6 protein-coding genes are annotated in these 15,468 nt (G+C 71.4%); 2 read left to right on the top strand and 4 right to left on the bottom strand.

The genetic code is table 11. The features are described 5' to 3' along the window. Nucleotides 1-4 precede the first annotated feature (4 nt). The 3 genes from HCN08_RS26025 to HCN08_RS26015 form a co-directional block, all read right to left on the bottom strand. On the bottom strand, nt 5-10,993 hold the full coding sequence (locus HCN08_RS26025) for a LamG-like jellyroll fold domain-containing protein (protein WP_167985683.1): 10,989 nt from the start codon (nt 10,991-10,993) through the stop codon (nt 5-7). A gap of 262 nt (nt 10,994-11,255) precedes the next feature. Next, nucleotides 11,256-11,777: a type 1 periplasmic-binding domain-containing protein gene (locus HCN08_RS26020; protein ID WP_167985682.1), complete on the bottom strand. Its 522-nt coding sequence runs from the start codon at nt 11,775-11,777 to the stop codon at nt 11,256-11,258. Between the two features lie 147 nt (nt 11,778-11,924). Beyond that, nucleotides 11,925-12,656 (bottom strand): GntR family transcriptional regulator, encoded by a 732-nt coding sequence (locus HCN08_RS26015; protein ID WP_167985681.1) that lies wholly within the window; start codon nt 12,654-12,656, stop codon nt 11,925-11,927. A gap of 156 nt (nt 12,657-12,812) precedes the next feature. Between HCN08_RS26015 and HCN08_RS26010 the strand changes: the two genes are divergently transcribed. Continuing rightward, nucleotides 12,813-13,964 (top strand): thiolase C-terminal domain-containing protein, encoded by a 1,152-nt coding sequence (locus tag HCN08_RS26010; protein ID WP_206319245.1) that lies wholly within the window; start codon nt 12,813-12,815, stop codon nt 13,962-13,964. Next, on the top strand, nt 13,961-14,425 hold the full coding sequence (locus HCN08_RS26005) for a Zn-ribbon domain-containing OB-fold protein (RefSeq protein WP_167985680.1): 465 nt from the start codon (nt 13,961-13,963) through the stop codon (nt 14,423-14,425). Before HCN08_RS26010 ends, HCN08_RS26005 begins: the two co-directional genes overlap by 4 nt. A gap of 124 nt (nt 14,426-14,549) precedes the next feature. On the opposite strand, the gene HCN08_RS26000 is transcribed toward HCN08_RS26005, so the two are convergent. Beyond that, nucleotides 14,550-15,296, bottom strand: a complete 747-nt coding sequence (locus tag HCN08_RS26000) for a GntR family transcriptional regulator (protein ID WP_167985679.1) — start codon at nt 15,294-15,296, stop codon at nt 14,550-14,552. Nucleotides 15,297-15,468 lie beyond the last annotated feature (172 nt).

Below are 15,468 nucleotides of genomic sequence, written 5' to 3'. Positions count from 1 at the left end.
TGCCCTAGTTGTCGATTCCGAACATTCCTGCTGGATTCTCCAGCTCTCTCCGCAGACTGAAACCCCTGTTCCCGTACGCCTCGATCAGCAGCTTCATCGGGGCCATGTCCGATCCGCCCCTCGCGTAGATGGCACGGACGGTGTACTGAACGACCTCTCCCTTTTTGACCGCGGCGAAGATCCGCCCCTCGACCTCATCACGCATGATCGGGGTGTTCGTCGGATCCTGGGTCAGGGTGACCAGGTTTTCTTCCAGGTCCCCGTCTCCCCCGAGACGATCGGCAAGCAGGTGTCCCCGCCCCTCGTTGTAAAGGGTTCCGTGTCCGTTCCACCCGGAGGGATTGACGCTCCTGTTGGCGGGTGTCCCCTTCTTCAACATGCTCTTCCTGATCGTGGCCGACACACCTGTTGCCCGTCCGTCGTCATCCAGGCCGTGGTAGCGGACGGAACCGTCGTAGTCATAGGTGTCAGGTCCGCAGTTGTGCACCAGGACCGGTGTGGAGCCGGCTTCCACATAGTACGTGTGGAGGGTGCCGATGGTGAGGTCGTAGGTGGTGGTGTGGGCGTGGAAGAGGTGGACGGCGGTGACCTGGGCACTGCCGGTGGGGGTTTGGAGGAGGTCGCCGGGGTGGAGGTCGGCGGCCTCGACGAAGGCGGCCTGGGTCTTGTCGTAGAAGGGGTGGTGGAAGGTCGTGGTCAGGTGCGCCGGCGGGGTGGCGGGGGCTGAGGCCGGTGCGGCGGAGACCGCTGCCACCGGGGCCGTCGGCGGCTCCGGGTGGTGGCCCGGCTGGAGGGTTCCGAGCACCGCCGCCGACGCCGCCAGTGTCAGCGCCGCGCGGTGCAGCGCCTTGCGGACGATCGAGCTCTTGGGAGCCGGGGTCGTCGGGGTGGCTGCGGCGGGGCCGGCCGGGGCCGTGCTGTTCGCCCTGGGTTTCGCTGCTGCCACGGTCAGGTCGACGAAGTCGTGGTCGGTTGTCGTCACGATCACCGCGGTGACCTTGTGTGCCTGCACGCCCGCCGTGCCGGGGACGGCGTCGGCCACCACGTCGCCGGTCTTCACCTGGGAGATCGGCTTGGCCGTGCCGTCCGCCATGAGCACCGGCGTGTTGCCGGTGAAGCTGTGCGGGACCCCGGCCTTGCAGCCAGCGCCCTCGCTTTCCGAGCGTGCGCCTGCTGCCTCGGTCTGGGCCGCCGCCTCGTCCGTGGCGTCGGCGACCCCCGACTCGGCCGCCTCGCTCGCGCCCTTGCCGAACAGGCCGCCGACCGCCTCCATCGCCTTCGGCGCGAGCTTGCCCAGTACCTTGCCGCCCAGGGAACCGAGTGCCCCGCCGACGGCGCCGGCGACCGCGCCGGTCACCGCCGAGGCGGCGAACGCCCCCGCGCTGCATGCCGCGCCGCCCTGGTCCGCGCAGGCAAAGCCCTGCTCGACCAGCGAGCCCGCCGCTCCGGCGATCGCGGCGCAGCCGATCGTGCCCACGCCGACCGTCGCCGCCTCGCAGCCGGCGAAGACCGCCGTCGACACCACGAACGACGTGATCGCCGCCGCGTGGTTCTTGGTGTAGGTGGCGGCGGTCTTCACCGCCTTGACCGACGCCTTGTAGGCGGTCCGGCTCGCGCTCGCCACCGTATGAGCTGCCGCCTTCGCCTTCTTGGCGACGGCATGAGCAGCTTTCTTCGCCTTTTTGACGACCCGTTTCACTTTGCGTTTCGCCGCGTGATAAGCGGTGGTGACCTTACGGACGGCCGTGTGGTAGGCGCGTTTCACATGGCGTGCCGCGTAGTGGTAGACGCGTACCGCCCGCCGCACGGTGGCGTGGTAGACGTCCTGGACCTTCTTGACGGCCTTGTGGACCTGGCGCTTGGCGGCCTTGACGACCTTGTGCACGATCGGCGGCGTGTAGTGGTAGACGAACGCCGTCGCGTGCGAGACCGCCTTGTGGACGGTCTTCTTGACGGCATGGGTGGCCTTGTGGACCAGGCTCTTGAAGCCCCAGTGCCCCGAGGGGTCGGTGCCGCCCAGCGGGTTGTCGTCGACGTAGGCGAAGGGGTTGGCCTCCACCGAGTCGGGCACCGGGTTCAGGGACACCGAGTCCTTGTTCATGAAGGTGCCGGTCGCCGGGTTGTACCAGCGCGAGGCGGTGCCGACCTTGCCGGTGTCGGCCTCGGTCCAGCCGGACTGGAAGCCGAGGTGGCCCATGACGCCGGTCACGGCGGTCACGTTGCCCAGCGGGTCGTAGGTGGCCGACCCGGACAGGGCGGTGGCGCCGGAGGCGAAGGTGCCGACGACGTCGTCGTGCGCGTCGGTGACGGCCAGCAGCCCGCCGCCCGGGGACGTACCGGCGTTGACGCCGGTCAGCCCGCCCGACGGGTCGTAGGAGTAGGTATAGCTGCCGTCGGAGGCGATGGTGTCGCCGGCGCCCGAGTACTGGAAGGTGCGGCTCGTCAGGTCGGCGGCGTTGCTGTCGGTGATGTTCCGGCCGACCGCGTCGAGCGTGTAGGAGTGGTCGCCGGCGGTGATCTGGTTGCCGAAGGCGTCGGTGGTGTACTGGACGGTCCCGTCCGCGGTGGAGGTGTCCGACGTCAGCGTGCCGCGCGCGGAGTACGCGTACGAGTGGGTCCCGTCGGAGGTGATCTCGTCGCGGGCGTCGTAGGTGTAGACGTTCGAGCCGACCTGTATCCGGTTGCCGGACGCGTCGTAGCTGTAGTCGGTGGTCGTCGTGCCGTTGTTCCAGGACGTGAGCCGGTCGGCCTGGTCGTAGCTGTAGGTGTTGGCGGACGCGCCCGCAACGCCGGTGGTGGTCTTGCTGGTCAGGTTGCCGTTGTCGTCGTAGCCGTAGGTGATCCCGGACAGCGTCGTCGCGCCCTGGACGAGGGAGTCGCCGGTGAGCTGGTGTGCCGTGTTGTACGTGTAGGTGCGGGTCTGGCCGGTGGCGCCGTACTTGACCGAGGAGACCTGCTCCAGGGTGTTGTAGCCGTACGTCAGCCGGGTCCCGGACGACGCGTCGTCGACCGTGGACAGCCGGCCCGCGGTGTCGTAGCCGTAGGCGGTGGTGCCGGCCGCGTCGGTGCGGGACAGCGGGGCGGAGTCGTCGTCGTAGCTGAAGGAGGACGAGCCGGCCGAGCCCGAGGCGGACAGCAGGTCACCGCGGTCGTCGTATCCGAAGGACTCAGCGGTGGCGGCCTGGTGGTCGCGGGCGGTGGCGGCGCCGGCCTCGCTGGTGGCGGCGGTCTTGACCTGGCCGTCGCCGTCGTAGGTGAACGAGCGGGTCGCGGTGGCCGCGTCGGCGCCGCTGCCGGAGGCGGTCTTGACGTTGCCGACCTGGTCGTACGTCATCGTCGTGGTGACGCCGCCGGGCTGGGTGCTGGACGTCAGCTGCCCATCGAGGTCGTAGACGTTGGTGGTGGTGGAGTCGGCCGGCGAGCTGTGGTCGGCGGTCGCCGGGGCCCGCACCGTCTCCTGCTGACCCCACGGCGTGTAGGTGTAGTACCAGGAGTTGCCGCGGCCGTCGGTGAAGCGGGTCTGGTTGCCGGCCGCGTCGTAGCCGAAGCTGGTGGTGATCGACTCGGTGTCGGAGACCGGCTGCACCTCCTGGGTGACGGTGCCCGCCGCGTCGTAGGTGAAGTGGGAGGTGTGCTGATTGGCATCGGTCGACGCCAGCACGTTGCCGACCCCGTCGTAGACCTGCGAGACCCGGTTGAGCCGGGTGCCGGCGGCGTCGTACTGCTCGGTGGAGACCGGGCGTCCGGAGGCGTCGTATTCGGTGGTGGAGTAGGTGTTGTCCGCCTCGGTGGTGCGGGTCTGGTCGCCCTGGTAGTCGTACGCGTAGGACGTGGTGTTGCCGGCGCCGTCGGTGACCGAGGTCGTCTCACCGACCCGGTTGTAGCCGTAGCTGGTGGTGACCCCGCCCGGCGTGGTGGTGGACGTCAGGTACGCGCCGTACGGATTCCCGGTCGAAGGCGCGTAGGAGTTCGTGGTGGTGAGGGTGCGCGCGGTCGGGAAGCGCTCCAGGGCCGTGGACGTCACCTGGCGGCCGAGGTAGTCGTACGTGGCCTGGTTGACGGCGCCGTTGGCGTCGGTGATCGACAGCTGCTCGCCGTTGGCGTCGTAGGTCGCGTGGGTGACCGACCCGTCCGGCTCGGTGGTCTGGGCGACGTCGCCGAGCTGGTCGAAGAGGAAGTGCGTCGTCTCGTTGCGCGGTGTCGTGGCGCTGATCTGGTTGCCGTCGCTGTCGTACGCCCAGGTGGACGTCGCCGTGAGCGGCGTGCTGGAGCCGGCCGGGGTGTAGGGCGGCAGGGTCTCGGAGACCTTGTTGCCGTCCGGGTCGTAGACCGTCGTGGTCTGGTTCCCGTCGGGGTCGACCTCCTCGACGGCCTCGCCGTAGGTGTTGAAGCCGCTCGTGGTGACGGGCCGCTGGGCCGACGGGGTGCCGCCGCCGGTCTCGACCTGGACTGCGGGGGCGGTGGTGACCGCGAGGTTGCCAGCCTCGTCGTAGCTGTAGTCGGTGGTCTGCACGTCCGCGTCGGTCATCGACGTCGGCAGGCCGCGCTTGTCGTAGGCCCACTTGGTGACCTGCGCGGTGGACGAGCCGACCGTTCCGCCGGTGCGGCTGCCGCCGTACAGCGTGGCCACCTCGGCGGCGCTGAGGGCCCGCGGGTAGACCTGCACGTTGGCGACGGACCCGCCGACCACGTCGTGGACGCTGCCGTCGGCCATCTCGGCGCCGCCGATCGTCAGCGGGCCGGTGCCGGTCCACGGGGACGTGTCGGTGGCCGAGCCGGACAGCGTGCCGTTGACGTACAGGCGCAGCGCCCCGGTGGTGACGTCGAAGGTGCCGACCAGGTGCGTCCAGGTGTTGAGGGCCGCGGGTCCGGCGGCGTTGGCGTCGAAGAAGGTCGGGGAGGCGGTGTCGGCGTTGCTGGTGTGCAGGCGGAAGGAGTTGGCGGCCGGGTTGTACTGGAGGTAGAAGCTGGCGCGGTTGGTGCCGCCCTGGGCGACGAAGGTGCGGAAGGTGGAGGTGTCGGTGAGGTCGACCCACGCCGAGACGGTGTAGGAGGTCGAGGTGTCCAGCACCGGCCCGTTGGTGGCGATGACGCCGTTCGTGCCCGCGGACGGGGTGAAGGTGGCGGCGCCGTCGGGCGACCACGTCACGCCGGAGCCGACCGAGGCGCTGTTGCCGTTGCCCGAGGCGTCGGTGACCGTGCCGCCGCCGGTCTGGTCGAGCTTCCACCAGCCCGCGGGGTGGCCGGAGGAGTCGCCGTAGACGCTCTCCGAAAGCTGGTCGCCGGCCGCGTCGTAGGTGTTGGCCGTGGTGGTGCGGTTCCCGCTCGCGTCGCTGTCGGTCTCGGTCGCGACGAGGTCGTCGGGGGTGTACGAGACGGAGGTCGTGCGGTTGACGCCGGTCGGGTCGACGGTGGTGCTCGTGGTGCGGGAGGCGGCGTCGACGGTGTAGTTGGTGACCGTCGCGCCGTTGTCGGTGGTCTCGCTGAGTTCGTTGCCCGCCGCGTCGAAGGTGTTTGCGGTGAGCACGCTGGTGCCGGCGCCGTCGGCGCTGGTCTTGGTGATCTTCGCGGTGAGGCCGTTGTCGGTGTAGGTGTACTTGGTGGTGTTGCCCATCGCGTCGGTGATCGAGGCGAGGCGTCCGGCCGGGTCGTAGGCGCGCGAGGACTCGATGAGCAGCGTCGCCGGCTGGGGGTTCACGGGGTCGCCGGTGGAGAGGATGCCCTGCGTGAGCAGGTGGCCGTCGTCGTCGTAGGTGTACTGGGTCGTGGTGCCCGACGAGGTGACCTCGCTCAGCTTGTTGCCCGAGTGGTCGTAGGCGTATGTCGTGGTGTTGCCGTTGGGCAGCCCGGCTGCGGCGTTCGCGTCGCTGTCGGTGCGGACCTGGTCGTACTGGTCGTAGGCTTGCGTCTCGGTCCTGGGCGCGTCGCCGCCGGTGAGGTCGGCGACGGTCTGGGACGTGACGTCGCCGTCGGCGTCGTAGACGGTGGTGGAGTCGGCGGTGTGGACGGCGCCCGTGACCCGGTCGGTGACCGGCGGGTCCTTCTCCTCGGTGACCTGGCCGGCCGGGTCGTAGGTGTAGGCGGTGGTCAGGCCGGCCGGGTAGGTGTCGGAGACGATCTTCTTGGTCAGCACCTGCCCGAGGCCGTCGTAGGTGTAGGACGTCACGAGGCCGAGTGGGTCGGTGGTGGAGGCGACGTCGCCGTTCTGGAAGTAGCCGATGGTGCTGACGGCTCCGCCGGGGGTGGTGGTCGTCACCGGCAGGCCCTTGGGCACGTTGCCGCCGCCGACTGCCGGGAAGGCGCTGGTCCCGTCGCTGTACGCCATGGTCTCGGTGCGGCCGTGCGGGAAGCCGGCGACGGGCGGGGTGGTGACGCCGGTCTCGTTGCCGCCCGTGTCGTAGGTGTGCGTGGTCAGGTACGTGGGGTCGGTCGCCGAGGCGGACCGTCCGTCGCGTTCGGTGAGCAGCACGTCGTTGCGCGGGTCGGCGGTGGTCAGCTGGGCGGTGGTGTCGTCCGGGTAGTAGGTGTAGTACTCCGTCGAGCAGCGCTGGGCCGCCTGGTCCTGGCAGGTGGTCGAGGAGACGACGTTGCCGCGTACGTCGTGGCCCGTGACCGTCATCGCGCCGTTCGGGTCGACGACGGTGTGCTCGAAGCCGCCGGTGTCGTAGCCGAAGCTGGTGGTGTAGCCGAGCCCGTCGGTCTCGCTCAACTCCCGCTCGTCGTTCAGCAGGTCGTACTTGTACGTCGTGACGGCGCTGTAGGGCGCGGGCGAGGTGACCTTGACGGTCTCCACGGGCAGCAGGCCGGTGGAGTTCTTCGCGGCCTCGAAGTGCGCGGCGGCGTCCTGCGCGGTGAGCGCGGTGCGGTAGACGGCGGCTTCGGCGAGGGATCCGTTGAAGTAGGCGATGGTGCCGGTGGTCAGGCCGGCCCATCCGGAGCCGGTGGTGCCGGCGCCGAGGTAGTCGAGGTTGCGCGCCCCGGTGGTGAGGGCGGCGGTGCCGGTCTTGGTCGCGGCCTGCGTGCCGTCCAGGTAGAGGGTCTGGCTGGTGGGGCCGGCGCTGAGCAGCACGTGGTGCCACTTGCCGTCGGTGACGGTGCCGGTGGTGCCCAGCTGGACGGAGCCGGCGGTGGTGTAGAAGCCGCCGTGGAGCTTGCCGTCGCTGCCGATCCACAGCTGCGGGGTGGTCGAGGGCGGGGTGGTGCCGATCGCGGAGGCCTGCGCGTTGAGCAGGATCGCGGTCGGGTGGGTGGTCTTGAACCACATCTCGGCGGACGCGGAGGTGTCGCCGGTCTGCGCGTCCGGGACCTTGACGTACGAGCTGGTGCCGTTGAAGGTGGCGGCCTTCTGGTCGCTGAAGGGGCCGGCGGCGCCGAGCGTGACGGCGTTGTACGTGCCGTTGCCGCCGCGGGTCTCGTCCACGGCGGTCGCGGCGCCCGCTGCCTCCCCGAGCCGGAAGTAGGTGGCGGGCGCCCCGCCGAGGACGGCGGCCCGGTAGGTCTGGCTGGAGCCGGCGACCGTGGGGGCGCCGAGCTTCCACACGCCGCCGTTCTCGTCGGTGAGCTGGGTCAGCGCGGTGGTGGCGGGGTCGTACGTCATCGACTGGTACGCCTTGCCGGAGGGCCGGGTGATGGTGCTGAGCAGGCCGGCGGCATGGGTGCCGAAGTTGTGCAGGGCGGTCGCGTCGGCGGCGACGAGCGGGCGGTCGTACCAGGCGGCGTCGGCGATCTGGCCGTTGAAGTAGGTGGCCGTGCCGGTCGGGTCGGTGGTGCTGGAGTGCGGCTGGTCGGGCCACTTGCCGCCCAGGAAGCCGGCGCCGAGGGTGTTGTACGGCTGGTTCTTGCCGAAGGCGAGGCCGGGCTGGATGCCGATGGTGCCCGACAGCGAGCCGACCTTGGCGCCGTCGAGGAAGAGGGTCTGGGAGTTGCCCGCGGCCGAGAGCACCATGTGGTGCCACTTGCCGTCGGCGACCGACGCGGTGGTGCTGATCGGCGCGATGCCGCCGCTGTTCCAGAACTCGGCCTTGAGCTTGCCGTCCGTACCGACGTACGCGGCCGGGGTGTACGCGCCGGGCGAGTCGCCCGCGGTGACGGGCTGCGAGGCGTAGGAGTAGAGGACGCCGGGGCCGGCGGAGGTCTTGAACCACAGCGAGAGGGCGCCGGAGTCGGTGTTGTTGCCCATGTCGAACGGCAGCGTGGCGTAGGAGCTCGTGCCGTTGAAGCCGATCGCGGTCGCGGAGGAGCCCGCCATGGGGCCGGCGGCCCCGAAAGTGACGCCGCTGTAGGTGAGGTTGTCCGCGCCCTGGTTGGCCAGGACCGCGTCCTTGCCGGTCGTGCCGGACGCCTCGGACATCGGCCACATGGCGTGCGGGCCGAGGTCGAGGGAGGCGTTCTGGTACTGCGAGCCGGCGGTGTAGCCGTATCCGGTGCACTTGGTGGTGGAGATCGGGGAGCACACCGAGGTGAGCTGGTCGCCGGTGTAGCCGTACGTCCAGGTGCGGGCGCTGGTGGGCGCGGCGGGGTCGACGGGGTCGGTGACGACGCTGCTGATGTGCGCGGCGCTCGCGCCCGCCGGGGTCTGCCAGGTCAGGTGCAGGGCGCGCTGGGCGGTGACCGAGGTCATCAGCGTGATGTGGCCGCCGGACCAGCCGAAGCTCAGCGCGTGCCCCTCGGCGTCGGTGACCGAGCTGATGCCGTACGTGCCGGTGCTCAGCAGCTGGGTGAAGGCGTAGACGGTGCCGCTCTTGTCGGTGAGCGTGTAGCCACCGCCCGAGACCGCCTTGAAGGTGGCGAAGCGGCCGGACGGCGGGGTGTACGTACCGTCGCCGTTCTTGCCGAAGCCGACCTGGGAGCCGTCCGGGTAGCTGACGACGGTGGAGGTCACCGTGCCCGCCGCGTTGTACTGGTCGGTGGTGCGGGCGTCGAAGACGCTCGACCAGCCGGTGCCGAACGCGCCGGTCCAGCGCGGGTCGCGTGAGTTGTAGGACCGGTCGACGTCAAGACCGGGGCCGACCACGGAGATGCTCGCGTCGGTGTCGGAGGTGGTGTAGTTGCCGATCGACGCGTCGAAGCCGTGGTCGCTGCTGTTCTGCGACAGCCCTGAGGTGATCAGCGGCTGCGGCACCTCGATCGACAGCGCGTACCAGACCGCGCCGGAGTACAGGCCCGCGTCGTAGGACTGGACCGTCCAGTCGTAGGTCTGGCCCCACTTGAGCTTGCCGGCCGGGACCGTCCAGTCGCCGGCGGCCAGCAGCCCGGAGTCGGCGACCTTCGTGCCGGTGTTGTCGTAGACCTGGAAGTCGTACTTGGTGGTGGTGTTCGCCTGCGAGTTGGCGCCGCCGGACCAGGCGGTGAGTTCCGGGGTGGTGGTGGAGGCGACCGCGTTGTTGTTCGGGTACTGCTGGTAGACTTGCGGCGGGGTCGTCCCGGTGTACGTGACGTCGATGTACGGGCCGAGCCCGGGGTCCGCGAACGAACCGAACTGCTTCCAGTGCAGGTTGTCGGTGGTGGCCGCGTAGACCGCCAGGCCGTAGTCCGGTGTGGTGCCGTTCACCCAGCCCTGGATCGAGGCGGTGGTGAGCGGGACCTGGACCCAGTCGCCGACGGAGCGGTCGGCGGCGGTGTTGGCGCAGGCGTGCGGGACGCTCGGGGTGAGGTTGCCGACCGAGGCGCCCTTCGAGGGGCCGGGGTAGGTCGTCACGCCGGTCGGCGTCCATGCCGAGGTGACCAGCGCGACGTCGAAGCGCTCGGCGGTGCAGGTGGACGCCCAGGTGTCGAACAGGTGCAGCGACGCCGCCGTGACCGTGACGCCGGAGCCGTCCCAGCCGCTGTACCAGTGGTTGACGAACGAGTTCGCCGAGTGGGTGCCGGAGTCGTAGGAGCCGACCTTGACCGTCTGCTCGAAGGAGTGGTCGCCGTTGTTGCCGGACTCGGCATAGGTCGTCGTCCAGCCGTCGACGATCGACGGGTCGACGGTGACCGGGAAGGCCCGGGCCGGGTCGTGCAGCCACGCCGGGTCGAGGGTGACCTTCAGCGCGGTGCCGGCGGCGGTGTGCACCAGGTGGTAGGTGACGGCGTAGGTGGTCGTCGGATCGCCGGACCGCGGGTCGACCTTGGAGTCGTACGCGTAGGCGCGCGGGATCTGGGCCGTGCTCCTGCCCGCCGCGTCGCGCAGGTCGATCGAGCCGTCCGCGAGCTGGACCGGGGTCAGGCCGTGCAGCGCGAGCGGGAAGGTCCAGGAGTTGCCGGCCTGCGCCGAGTGCAGGACGACGGACTCCTTGACGCCGGTGGCGGAGGGCGCGAGGACGAGGTCGGTCTGCGGCAGGGTGCCGGCGTAGGTGACCTCGGAGCCGGCCACCGTGCCGGTGACTTTCGCCGCGCCCTGAAGGCCGTAGCTGACGCTGTGGGATGTGTCGAGGCGGAAGGTGGCCAGGTCGGCGTCCGCGCTGTCGCCGGCGAAGTCGACGCCGCGGGAGTTGGCCGCCTCGTGCAGCCGGCCGTCGGGGCCGCGCCGGACCTTGGTGTCGATGGGCTGCCATGTGCCCTTGCCGTCGCGGAAGTTGACGGGCGTCTGGGAGACCCGGCGGGTGTGCGTGCCGTCGGCGTTGTCGTAGACCGTCGTCGTCGCGTCGGAGGCGGCGGCGTCGCGCTTGCTGGTCTTCGCGGAGAAGCCGCCGACGACGGCGCTGCGGCCGGACGTCGACACCTTGGCGTAGGGCTGGTAGGGGTCGAGTTCGCTGGGCGACCTGCCGGGCTTGCGGCCGGCGCCGCCGCGCGCCCGGGTGGCGGCGGCGGTCGCCCGGTGGCTCCTGCCCGCCGCGGTGCCGCTCTGCTGCTGCGGGACGTCCTTCCAGTGCGGTGGGTGTTTCAGCCACGCGCCGAGCGACGACAGGCTCGGCATCGACAGCGCCGGCAGCGTCGCGCCGTCGGCGGCGGCCTGGCTGGTGGTCAGCATGAACGCCAGGGCGACGAAGGCGAGCATCGCGGTGCCCCGCACCCACCCACGGCGAAGGGCGGAACGGCGCTTCGGGCGACGACCGGAGGATGCGCGCACGACACAGGCTCCTGACAGAATCGACACAGAAAACGCGCAGATCCTGCCTGTTGCGCTCACCCGTGGACTAGACCGGAGAAGCTTTCCGGTGACACTCTTTGCCGGCACATGACAATAGAGGGGGAAATACGCCCCGATGTCCGGTTAGATCCACGGGCGATCTTTACGCGGCGTCAGGTTTGGCCTGGCCGCGGGGCGTTCGGGCTCACCGCCCGAGGGCTGCCTCCACCGCGGCGCCGACAGCGGTACGCGTCCCGGCGACCGTCGTGACGTTGGCGCCGTCGTGGCCGCCGCCGGCTGCCGCGACCACCAGGAAACGGATCCCGGGATACTCCGGCGCGACTCCCGCGACGGCGCCGTCCGGCGCGGTGCCCACCGTCAGCACGACCGTGCATTTCCGGCCGGCGAGCGTCGCCAGGTAGGGCCCGGCGGCGCCCACGCTCTGCTCCCCCGCCATCGCCAGGTACGTCACCTTCGCCCGGGTGCGCTGGGAGGCGTCCTGCATCCCCGCCCACACCGGGGCCGCCGCCGGGTCGGCCGTCCCCTTCTCCCCGGTGAGCAGGCACGCCTGCTGGTCCGTATACACCCGCGCCCGGGCCGGCGGCAGCGTACGGCCGTGCGAGCCCCCACCGCCCGCCAGCACCACGCCCACCACGACGGCGGCGGCGACGACCAACGCCCCCGCCCCCAGCACCCACCACCTGTGACCCGCAACCCACACCTTCACGGCACCCCTCCCCCGCTCCCGCGAACCGCCCCATCGAGCCACGCAGCATACGGCCCACCACACGCTCAGGCCGCACACCTCGACCAGGAGCCGCCTCAACGGGGCGGTCCGCGTGGGCTCCACGACGGCAGGTCCACCGCCGTGCGGCTACGGCGGTGGCGTGTGCGACATGCGGGCGAGGCCGATACGGGCGGCGTTGCGGATGTGGGTCGCGCTGGCCTCGGCTGCGGCGTCCGGGTCGCGGGCCTCGATCGCGCAGAGCAGCGTGTGGATCTCGGCCAGGCTCTGCTGGACGCGGCCGGGCACGGAGAAGGAGGTCTGCCGCAGCAGCCGGACCCGGCTCTGCAGGCCGGTGAGGGTCCAGGTGAGGACGGGGCTGGCGGCACCCTCCAGCAGCACGGCGTAGAAGGCGTCCTTGGCGCGCAGCGGGCCGAGGGTGTCGTCGGTGGGCGCGGAGGCGGCGGCGAGGTCGTCGTAGACCTCCCGCAACCGGCGCACCTGCGCGCCGGTGGCGCGCTCGGTGAAGCGGCGGGCGGCGAGCATCTCCAGGACGCCGCGTAGTTCGTAGATGTCGGCGGCCTCGCCCACGGTCAGGACGGTGACGATGGCGCCGCGCTGCGGGACGGAGGTGACCAGGCCCTCGGACTCCAGCCGGACCACCACCTCGCGGACCGTGGCCCTGGACACCCCGAGCCGCTCCATGAGTTCGCGTTCGATCAGCCGCTGCCCGGGACGCAGCCGGAGGTCGAGGATCTCGCGGCGCAGGATGTCGAGCACCTGGTTGCGCAGCGGTGTGGAGACGCGGCCGATGGCGGTCGGCCGCCAGCCGTCCGGCGCGGCGCCCGGCGCCGGTGGCGTGTGCGGTTCGTCCGATGTCATCCGTTGCACCCCCGTGGCGTGTGGCGGTCGCGGCGCCGCCGCCCGGCCGTGACCTGCGGCGTACCGCCCATGGATTCCCGCTCGGGCATGGTGCCGGCGGGACCCTTGCCGATATTATCGTCTGACAGTCGGACGAACTGACAGAGGGAGTCGGGTGTGGGTTCAGGAATCGGGCCGCCCCCCGGGGCCGCAATCATCGGCGCGGGCGCCACGGAGCAAGGGGAGATTCCCGGTGAGTCACCCGAAGTCATCGCGGTCCGGGCCGCGGTGGCCGCGCTGGAGGACGCCGGGATCGACAAGTCGGCCGTGGACGGCCTGATCACCTGCAAGGCGCCGCTCACCGCGCACGGCACCGACGAGGGTATGGGCCCGCTGCTCGGGATCAACCCCGACTACAGCACCACCCTCGACTACGGCATGGCCGGCTTCTCGCTGCACCTCGCCGCGATGGCGATCCGCTCGGGCCTGGCGAGCACGGTGCTGCTGACCTACGGGACCAACGCCCGCAGCGCGCGCATCGGCTTCTCCCGCCCGATCGGCGGCTCGGCGCAGTGGGCGGCCCTGACCGGGTTCCTGCACGTGGCAGGCCCGGCCGCGATGGCCGCCCGGCGCCACATGCACCTGTACGGGACGACCGAGGAGCAGTTGGGGTGGGTCAGCGTCGCGCAGCGGGAGTGGGCGGCGCTCAACCCGCGCGCGGTCTTCCGCTCCCCGATGGGCATCGGCGACTACCTGGCGCAGCCTTACGTCGTGGAGCCGCTGCGGCGGGCCGACCTGACGGTCATCTCCGACGGCGGCGCCGCCTTCGTCGTGACCTCCTCGCAGCGCGCGGCCGATCTGCACGCCAAGCCGGTGCACCTGCTGGGCATGGCGCAGCGCTCGGCGATCCGCAACGAGCAGAACGAGGACAAGCTGATGCGCCCGTGGCTGGGCTCCATCGCCGGGCAGGTGTACCGCAACGCGGGCCTGGGACCGGACGACATGGACCTGGCCTACCTGCAGGACGGCACCTCGGTGTGGGTGCTGCAGATGCTGGAGTGGTACGGCTTCTGCGGCCTCGGCGAGGCGGGCCCGTTCCTGGCCGAGGGGCACACCCGCCCCGGCGGGCGGCTGCCGGTCAACACCCACGGCGGGCAGCTCTCCGAGAGCTACACGCACAACTGGATGCACCTGTACGAGGCGGTGGCCCAACTGCGGGGCGAGGCCGGGGACCGGCAGGTCCCGGGGGCCGAAGTCGCCCTGCACGCCCAGACGCACGACTTCTGGAAGGGCGCCGCCACCATCCTGTCCACCCGGAGTGCGGTATGAGCGCGACGTCCCAGCCGTCCCAGCCGTCCAAGTCGTCCCAGCAGGCCGACAGGCCGGCCAAGCCCCTGCCCGACCTCTGCGACCCGGTGACCGCGCCCTTCTGGGCGGCCACCCGCGAGGGCCGGCTGACCGTCCCGCGCTGCACCTCCTGCGGCTACCGGCTGTGGCCGCCGGAGGCGGTCTGCCCGCAGTGCCAGCACGCCGAGTTCGCGTGGGAGGAGGTGGAGCCGGCCGGCACCCTGTGGAGCTACGCCACCTACCACCGCGCCCTGGACCCGGCCTTCGCCGACGAACTGCCCTATGTGGTGGGCCTGGTGGAACTCACCTGCGGGTTGAAGATGTACGGCCTGATGCGCGGCGACCCGGCCGAGATGGTGATCGGCCGCGCGGTCACCGCCGTGTTCGAGCCGGCCGACGACGAGGTGACCTTCGTCCGCTGGGCGCCGTCGGCCGACGGCTGAGCGGGGGGCGCCGAGCGGGCGGAGCGGCGGCCCGGCACGATGCCGGGCCGCCGCTTCCCGAGCCGCCGCCCCTGGGGGCTTTCGGGTGCCTGCCGGCGGAGGCGTCCGCCCCGGACAGAAACACCTAGCGCTGGGCGGTCTCCGCCTCGTTCTCGGCGAGTTGGCTCAGCGCGCTCGCGGCGGCGTTGCGCACATGGGCGGTCGCCGCGGCGGCCACCGCGTCCAGGTCACGCCGCTCGATGGCGCCGACCAGTTGGCGGATCTCCTCCAGCGACGCCTCCGGGCGCCCGGCGGTGGCCAGCGAGGTGGCGCGCAGCAGCCGGATGCGCCCCTGCATGGTCTGCAGCGTCTGGGCGAGGACCGGGCTGCGGGCGCCCTCGAAGACGATCTGGTAGAAGTCGTCCTTGGCCCGCAGCCGGCTCTGGGTCTCCGAGCCGGCCTCGGTGATCTCCTCGATCCGGCCCAGGGCGCCGCGCAGTTGGGCGATCTCCTCGTCGGTGGCCCGCTTCACGAAGCGCTGCATGACCAGCACCTCCAGCGGGACCCGCATCTCGTAGATGTCCTCGGCCTCGACCGGGGAGAGCACCGCGACGGTCGCGCCGTGCTGGGGCTGGATGGTGACCAGCCCCTCGGCGACCAGGCGGGAGAGCACCTCGCGGATGGTCGGCCGCGACACGCCCAGCTGCTCGATCAGTTCCCGCTCGATCAGCCGCTGTCCGGGCCGCAACTGGAAGTCGAGGATGCCCTGCCGGATCACATCGAGGACCTGCTCGCGGATCGGGGCCGCGACGCGGCCGATCCGGGCGCCCGTCAAGGGCGCGCCGGCCGCGCTGCCGACCGCGGTGCCCGCCGTGCTCTTGTCCGATCCCACGCTGTGTCCTCCCAACGGTGGCCTTCTGCGGCCGTGTCCTTCGTCCCGAGGCCTCGGCGCCTTGGTGCCGGCGTTCCATGTGCCGCCACCCGCGTGCCGGCGTCCATGTGCCGGCGGGCGGATCCGGGGACGCCGAGCTGCACTCAAATATTGTCTGACAATGAGCCGGTGC

The organism is Actinacidiphila epipremni (assembly GCF_012034175.1).
GTDB classification, from domain to species: Bacteria; Actinomycetota; Actinomycetes; order Streptomycetales; family Streptomycetaceae; genus Actinacidiphila; species Actinacidiphila epipremni.
The sequence above is the reverse complement of the archived record's forward strand: the minus strand, read 5'-3'. Positions and strand labels throughout refer to the sequence as shown.

Excerpts from the sequence above, each read along its gene's own strand:
- HCN08_RS26015 (WP_167985681.1), bottom strand. The coding sequence starts at position 12,656 with ATGACATCGGACGAACCGCACACGCCACCGGCGCCGGGCGCCGCGCCG.
- HCN08_RS26005 (WP_167985680.1), top strand. The coding sequence starts at position 13,961 with ATGAGCGCGACGTCCCAGCCGTCCCAGCCGTCCAAGTCGTCCCAGCAG.